This window comes from Thermogemmatispora sp. (genome assembly GCF_019683635.1).
In the GTDB taxonomy this organism is placed as follows: Bacteria; Chloroflexota; Ktedonobacteria; order Ktedonobacterales; family Ktedonobacteraceae; genus Thermogemmatispora.
This window is the reverse complement of the sequence record NZ_JADGIA010000241.1, coordinates 1-7,083: the sequence shown is the minus strand read 5'-3', so window position 1 is coordinate 7,083 and position 7,083 is coordinate 1. Positions and strand designations below refer to the sequence as shown.

General features: G+C 60.3%; 3 protein-coding genes. All 3 read right to left on the bottom strand.

Annotated features, from left to right (window positions below; translation table 11 throughout):
* The 3 genes from IRZ31_RS18980 to IRZ31_RS18970 all read right to left on the bottom strand — a co-directional run bounded on the left by IRZ31_RS18980 (nucleotide 1) and on the right by IRZ31_RS18970 (nucleotide 7,055).
* Nucleotides 1-2,748 carry an ABC transporter substrate-binding protein gene (locus IRZ31_RS18980; RefSeq protein ID WP_297156564.1) on the bottom strand — a complete coding sequence of 916 codons (2,748 nt, stop codon included), beginning with the start codon at nucleotides 2,746-2,748 and terminating at the stop codon, nucleotides 1-3.
* 572 nt (nucleotides 2,749-3,320) lie between these two features.
* Nucleotides 3,321-6,110 (bottom strand): ABC transporter substrate-binding protein, encoded by a 2,790-nt coding sequence (locus tag IRZ31_RS18975; protein WP_297156561.1) that lies wholly within the window; start codon nucleotides 6,108-6,110, stop codon nucleotides 3,321-3,323.
* A 492-nt stretch (nucleotides 6,111-6,602) separates the two neighbouring features.
* Entirely contained in the window at nucleotides 6,603-7,055 is a 453-nt protein-coding gene (locus IRZ31_RS18970) for a hypothetical protein (protein ID WP_112431100.1), read from the bottom strand.
* Nucleotides 7,056-7,083: the final 28 nt, after the last annotated feature.

Genomic DNA, 7,083 nt, shown 5'->3' with positions numbered 1-7,083 from the left:
CTATTTGAGAAAGCGGCCTTGAACCGATTCCAGTTTAATATGGCCGACATTATCGACCATGAGCACCACGACGGCCTTGTTGTCAGGGTTCCCATCCGATCCGAAGGAGATGACACCGCTGATACCCTGCACCGCCTGGTTCCCCTTGAGCCCGGCCAGGGCCTGCCGCAGCTCTGAACCGCTCAAAGTGGTCTTCCCCTCGCCGCTGCTGAGCACGTGCCGACTGGCCTCCAGCAGCACCAGCGTGGCATCGTAGGAGAGGATGGCATCGTTATCCGGGCGTGTGTAGCCATAGCCGACGTGGCGGCTGCTGGCATTAAAGGTCTGCGGGTAAACCGTAAAGAAGGCCGGTTGGGGCAGGGACAGATAGCTCCATTCATCGGGATAGGCGAAGGCCGTGAAGTGGAGACGTAAAAACCCGGCCCGCGCGCTGCTCGGGTAGCCCTGGAGTTGATAGAGAGCATCGCCGCCCATGACCTGCAGTCCGGCCAGGGGGCCACTCGTCGGCAGGTTGGTGAGCAGGGTGGCCACATCGCTGGCGTAGCCGGAGAAGTAGAGCAAATCAGGCCCGCGAAGCAGGGCATCCTGTAGCAGCGCCGGCAGGGTCGACGGCTTACCAACGCGATAGCGCTCCTGAACGATGATAGTTCCTCCATCGGCGGTGTAACGCTGGCTGAAAGCTGCCGCCAGACTCTGGCTATATGGATCTAGTGGGTCGAGGAAGAGCGCGACGCGCCTGGCTCGCAAGTGCTGGTAGGCATAGTCGGCCCCGACGGCACCTTGCCGCTGATCCGAGGGGCAAACGCGGAAAAAGTACGCAGATTTGCCGCTTAACTGGTCACTGGAAGCGCTTGGTGAGACCATCGGTAGCCGGGCCTGACTCAGGATAGGCAGGGCACTGAGAACGCGCGAGCTATACGGCCAGCCCATGACTCCAACAATGGTTTTATCCTCCCTGGCCGCCTGAACAATCTGCTGGGCGACGGCGGCGGTGAAGAGACTGCTCCCCCCGGAGTTGGCGATCAGCAGGCGCACCAGGACCCCCGAGCCAAGCTTGTAGCCACTGTTGTACTCCTTCTGGGCGATGTAGGCCCCCTGAAGGTTGTCGCGCCCTGTTCCTACGGCCCCACTGTCATTTCCGGTAAGAATGGTTGCCACAACCAGGGTGATGTAGGGATTGCCAGAGGCCAGCACGCGCTGGTCCTCAAGATAGATGAGGGCTTCAGCATCGTTACTATCGATATCAAGAGCCGACTGCCAGAGGGCTTCGGCCCCGCTGATGTCACCCTGCTGCAGACGCCTGGCGGCCTGCTGCTTGAGATCGCCATCGGGACGCGCGACATCAAAGGCAACGCTGCCATCGCTGAGGCCAATATAGTCTTTCTGGCCCGTATCGGGATTCACTACGCTGTAGGCGCCGAGGCCTTTCTTGAGGGTCGGCGGTGGCGTGATCGTTCTGCCCTGAGCCAGGGAGGTTGTCGGGCCGCTGCGGCTGACCAGGTGCGGCAGCAGGAAAACCAGGACGCTGCCCGCAATGACCACTGTGATGACGCACAACACCAGGACCAGATAGAGCACCCTCAGCGGGAAAGGGCGCCGTCCACTTCCAACGGAGGCCGGCGGGTGCGGGGTGGTGAAAGGGCTGCCACCACTCATGCTGATCGGAGGAACAGAGACAGCAGCAGAGGCTGGACTAGCCCAGCCGTGTGGCAGTGTGTCCGTCGCCGCCGCCATCTGAGCTGCGATGGCACCAGTAGCCTGCGTTGGCTCCTCCGGCTTGACAGTACTGGCTCCTGGAGTGTAGCCGAAGCGCTGTAAGAGCAGGGCCTCAATATCGCGCTTCATGGCGAGGGCGCTCTGGTAGCGCTGATCTGGCTCTGGCTGCAGGGCATAGTGCAAAATGCGCTCAACTTCGGGCGAGAGCTGCGGATTCAGGCTACGCGCCAATGGGTAGCTGAAGGGCGGATAGTTACGCGGGTCGCGCCCGGTCAGAACATGATGCAGGGTTGCGGCAAGTGCGTAGAGGTCGGAGCGCGGGTCGGTCTTCCCCTGGTACTGCTCCGGCGGGGCATAACCAGGGGTACCGAGCGCGCTTGTCTGCCTGCGCAGAGCGTTGCGCACCACCTCGGCGCGAGCAACGCTAAAGCCCACCAGATAGGCATGCCCATCGCTGGCACTGATCACGATATTGGCTGGCTTGATGTCACGATGGACGACCGGCGGCGTCTGCAGTTCCAGATATATCAAAATATCGATGATGTCGATGGCATAGATGAGGGCTTCTCGCTCGCTCAGCGGACCCTGGCGGCGCCGTAGCAGCTCTTCCAGGCTCTGGCCCTCGATATATTCCTCGACCATAAAGTAGCGCTCGCCCTCCTGGAAGTGGTCGGTCACCGCGGGGATTAGCGGATGATCCAGGTGAGCCAGCAGCGCTACCTCGCGCTTGAACTGCCTGATCTCCTCCTGGTGCTGCTGTGGATCGCTCGCTTCAGAGAGCAGCTCTGTGATGACAACCTGTTTGCCACCGAGACGATGGTCGACAGCGAGAAGAGCAACTCCGTTCCCCTCTCGGCCAAGGAGGCGGATGATCTCATAGCGCCCACCCTGAAGGCGCGTACCCGGCCTCAAAGGGCCAGAAGCAGTCTGGCTGCTGGTGGGCAAGCTGCTTCCAGCGAGCACAGGACGGCCACAAGAGCTGCAAAAGCGCGCCTCGGGACGATTGACTGCGCCGCAATGAAGGCATTCCATAGCTTCGCGCCTGTCTCCTCTGCCCAATGGCAAAGCCTGTTCATCCGAATCGATCGCTGCCGCTGCCCGCGCCGATAGCCTGCCACTAGCCTGCCACCTGGTCTTCCGGCAGCTTGCTGCAGCAACCCAGGTCAGCCATCCATCAGGTTGCCATCTCTCTTTCTCTGGCAGAACTGAGGGAGAGCAAAAATCGGCCAGGAGCGCGGGCGCACACGCGAGAAGGTCTGTCCAGATTAAGCAAGCAAGCAACTAGCCGCCTCTGCTTACCAATCAGCTGGCGCCCAGCGCTACCAGCAGAGATGTTCTCTAATAGATAGAATACGCATACTGAGGGCGAAAGTTAAAGAACGTAGCGCAGATAAGGTCATCTGCCAGCGCCAGCAAGCCGAGGGCCGGGTTGAGCGGCTCTACAAACAGGAACGATCGATGTGCGTCTCATGTCGCAGAGCCGCTCTTTTAGGATTGTATGTCACCATCCAGCCAGCGCAGCCACCACAGCGGCTTTCAGCTTGTGACCCTGGTTCTTATGCTTCCACAAGGAGCTGGATCGCCAGAGGCGGGGTCTCTCTCCTTCACTTGAGGAAGTGGCCCTGAATCGACTCCAGCTTAACATGGCCGACATTATCAACCATCAGCACCACCACTGCTTTGTTTTGGGGATTACCGTCGCTACCGAAGGCAATGGAGCCGCTGATACCCTGGATGCTGTGCGGACCATTGAGCTGCGCCAGCGCCCGCTGCAGGTCCTGGCCGGTGAACGTGGTCTTGCCGCCGCTGACAAGCAGCCGGCTGGCTTCCAGGAGCGCCAGCGTTGCATCATAGGCCAGGATGCTGTCCGTGAAGGGCCGGGTATAGCCATAGCCGCTGTGCTGCCCACTGGCGTTGAAAGCCTGGGCGTAGGCGGTAAAGAAGGCCGGCTGAGGCTGCCCTAGATAGCCCCACTCGTCAGGATAGGCGAAAGCCGTGAAATGGAGTCGCAGGAAACCGGCGCGGGCATTGCTCGGGTACCCTTGAAGCAAATAGAGGCCGTCGCCTCCCATAACCTGCAGGTGGGCAAAGGGGCCAGAGGTCGGCAGCTTGCTGAGCAAAGAGGCGATGTCAGCTGAGAAGCCGGCAAAGTAGATCAGGTCGGGCTGATGAGTCAGGGCATCCTGTAACAGAGCTGGCAGGGTCGCTGGCTTGCCGACCGTATATTGCTCGCGGACGACAATGCTGCCGCCATCGCTGCTGTAGCGAGTGCTGAAGGCGGTGGCCAGACTCTGGCTGTAGGCATCGGCAGGATCGAAGAAGAGGGCCACCCGTCTCGCCTGCAGACGCTGATAGCTGTAATCGGCTCCGATCAGTCCTTGCTGCTGATCAGAGGGGCAGACGCGGAAAAAATAGGGCGATCGGCCCGTCAGCAGATCGCTTGAAGCTGTCTCTGAGACCATAGGCAGATGGGCCTGCGCCAGAATGGGCAGGGCATTGAGAGCACGCGAGCTGTAGGGCCAGCCCATGACGCCAACAATCGTCTTATCGGCCTGCGCCGCCTGGATTATCTGTTGTGCCACCGTAGTGGCAAAGAGGCTATTTCCGCCTGAGTTGGCAATCAGCAGACGCACCTGCAGGCCGCCCCCAAGCTTTCCACTGCTGTTGTACTCCTTCTGAGCCAGATAGGCCCCCTGCAAATCGCCTCGCCCGGCTCCCACAGCCGCGGGGTCAGAGCCGCTGAGCATGGTGGCAACGACCAGGGTGATATAGGGGCTGCCCGAGGAGAGTACCCGCTGATCTTCCAGATAAATAAGAGCCTCAGCGTCATTTTCATCGACGCTCAGAGCCGACTGCCAGAGGGCAGCGGCCCCACCGACATCGCCGCTCTGCAGGTGCTGAGCAGCCTGCTGCTTCAGCTTGCCATCGGGACGGTTCGTATCGAAAGCGGCTCTGCCGTCGCTGATACCAATGTAGTCCTTTTGCCCCGTCGCCGGATCGACCACTGTATAGCCACCAAGACCGTTCTTCAAAGGCGGCGGCGAAGGCGCCACCGGCGGAGAGGGAGAAGCCCCGGGGCGTGTGGCGGCGGTTGATCCGCCCTGGCTCACGGCGTGTGGCAGCGCCAGCAAGACGGTTGCTCCCAGGATGATCACCAGCAGCCCTATAGCCACAAGGAGATGCAACAGAGGAACTTTTCTGTTACCAAAGCTGAGCGGCTTGGCAAGCAGAGGCTGGGACTTAAGAGGCTGCGACCCAGGCGATCCTGGCGATACGGTCTGCGCGGGCGGCGGCGGCAACGACTGTTGCGGGCTTTCTGCCTGCACAGGAGAGGCCGGAGGAGGAGTCTGGGGCTGGCTGAGCCATCCCGAAGGGGTCAGTGTGCTCCCCATCAAAGGAAGGGGGGTACTCTGCCCAGCCGCCAGGCTGGGGGCGGGAGGGCTAAATGGCACGCCGAAGTGGCGAAGCAAAACGGCGTCAATCTCACGCTTCATCAGCGCGGCATGCTGGTAGCGCTGGCTGGGATCACGTTGCAGAGCCTGCATCAGCACACGCTCAGTCTCGGGGGAAACACCGGGATTAAGGGTCCGAATAGGAGGATAGCTAAAAGGAGGTTGCTGGCGAGGGTCCCAGCCAGTCAAGAGTTGATGGAGAGTAGCGGCCAGGGCATAGAGATCGGAGCGATGATCAGCCTGGCCTTGATATTGTTCGGGCGCCGCATAACCTGGCGTTCCCAGGATGGTCGGGCGCTGACGCAGCCGGTTGCGGGCCCGCTGCGCCGTGGGGGGTATCAGGTTAACCAGGCGGATGTCTCCATCCTGCTGGCCAATGACCAGGTTGGTTGGCTTGATGTCTCCATGAAAAATAGAAGGTACGTTATTCTCAAGATAATCCAGCAAATCGAGAAGCTCAGAGGCGTAAATGAGCACATCGCGCTCAGAGAGCGGCCAGGAAGAATGAGCAAGCCGCTTCTCCGCGTGTTCTCCCTCCACGTATTCGTGTACGAGAAAATAGCGCTCTCCCTCCGCAAAATGCTCAAGTACTTTTGGGAGAAACGGATGGTCGAGCCGCGCTAGAAGGGAGGCTTCGAGCCTGAGCTGCTTGAGATCCTGCTCGCGACGCCAGGGGTCAGTGGCCTCAGAGAGCAGCTCTTTGATGACCACTCGCCTGCCGCTGTGCTGCTGATCGGTGGCCAGCACTGCAGCGCCTGCCCCACCCCAACCGAGCACACGAGAGACATAATAGCGCCCGCCATAAAGGAAACTGCCTGGCGCCAGGGGACCCGCAACGGCGCTGGCCAGATCGGTGGCGGCTTCTCTTGGCAGAGGACTAAAACAGTGGGCACAGAAGCCGGCCCCAGGGCGAGTCATTGCCCCGCAGTGAGGACATTGCATCGTTCTTGTACCTGCCTTCCTTGCCCGACGACATTATGACTGGGCACGAATTGACCAAAGAGCCAACGCTGACCGTTACTCTCTTCTTATAAAGAAGCCTCCCTTTCTACATCCAGTTAGGCACACTGAACACACTGCCTGTTGCGCGTGTTCAGAACAGACATATACCCCCTCTAGGAAGAAGTACGTCTATACCGGGGAGAGATTAACAAGCAGGGAGAAAAGCAGGAGCTTTGTCCATGACGCCCAGTTGTGTGAGCTGGTGGAAGACACTGGAGGAGAGGGGGGACGGAAGACAGCGAGAAGTAGGGCCTACCCATGCCACGCGCAGGGGGGCCAGGGCGAAGCGCTGGGGAGGGCAGCGAGCAAGCGGTCATGTAGCCTGCTTTTCCAGCCAGGGAGACTGTCTGCTTTCGCCAGCGCTCGGCCAGGTTGACCCACCTGCACGCAGCAGAGAGCTATATCATGGGCAGGTATTGCAACAAAGATGCCTCAGAGGTGCTGACAGCGCAAGGAGATGATCCCGGGAGCGAAGTGGTTGGCTTTTTTGAGATATTCCTCTTCGTTCCCCTCGATCATCAGCTTGTGCATGACCACCACATCGCCGTCGGGCAAAGGCTCGGCGGGCTGCAGGCACAGCTCCATGATGGGGCAGCCACGTTCATAGACCTTGACCAGGCCACCGGAGCCAGGAATGCGGTAGATACGATGACTGATCGAGGGGCTAGCCACCTCCAGGTATCCGTACTTAATCAGCTGCTGATACTGGCTCTCCGTCAACATCTCGCGCAGCAGCGCCTTAGCACGGCTCTCGGCAGAGAGGCGTTCATTGCGCGAGAGACGTGGCCCGACGCTGTTCCCTTCGAGCGATCGGGAGAGATAATAGATGGCCAGCAGCAAAAAGAGCAGCCAGATACCCAGGAAGAGCGTCAGAGTTTCTAACATAGCTGCTTACGCTCCTCGCCGGTTGCGC